General features: G+C 48.8%; 1 protein-coding gene. It reads right to left on the reverse strand.

Translation table 11 applies throughout. From position 1 onward, the window contains the following. Positions 1 to 650: 3-isopropylmalate dehydrogenase (locus DWX59_RS24295; RefSeq protein ID WP_235845167.1), on the reverse strand; the 650-nt coding region annotated here is incomplete at both ends.

Raw genomic sequence — 650 nt, forward strand, 5'->3', positions numbered from 1 at the left:
TTCCAGTATGTGTTCAGATATACGCCTGCATCGGCCTCTGATAACTGGAACTTTTCAACCAATTTTTCAAGACATTGTCCGGGGGACAGATGCAGTTCCTTACAGGTTTCAATCAAGGCCTGTATCCCCTTTTCGATTCCCTTTTCAATCCCTATTTCTTCCCGTTCTGCCAGTTCATCTGCAAACAGTTCCTTTAATGCTTCGCACATCCTCCTGCCCTCCTCGTATTGTTTCTGATTGGCCCTGACTATGACGTCCATCACCGCCTGATAAAGCGGGTCATTCTTATTGTTCTTATATTCCCTGGCAAGCGGCTCTATATCCATCTTAAGGTCCAGCCCTTTCCGGAGCCGGCCAAGCCAGGCGTACTCCTCTTTTGGCAGCTGCCCTGTTACAAGCAGCTGCACAGGGAAAATGAAGTCCTCTATGTAGTAGATGCCCTTATGGACATTCCTGACCCTTACCCCATACCGCTTCTTTAGATGCCGCACCAGGCGGCCTGGATAATGGTCCCCGGCCAGCGTGATGGTCAATTCCTCCGGCACTATCTCCAGGACCTTCCTGGTGTCAGCCTGATATACGCATACATAACCCAGGACCTTATAGAAATCATTTACACTGATATAGTCCTCAGGACTCTTATATTCCAC

Source organism: Enterocloster aldenensis, from assembly GCF_003434055.1.
GTDB lineage: Bacteria > Bacillota > Clostridia > Lachnospirales > Lachnospiraceae > Enterocloster > Enterocloster aldenensis.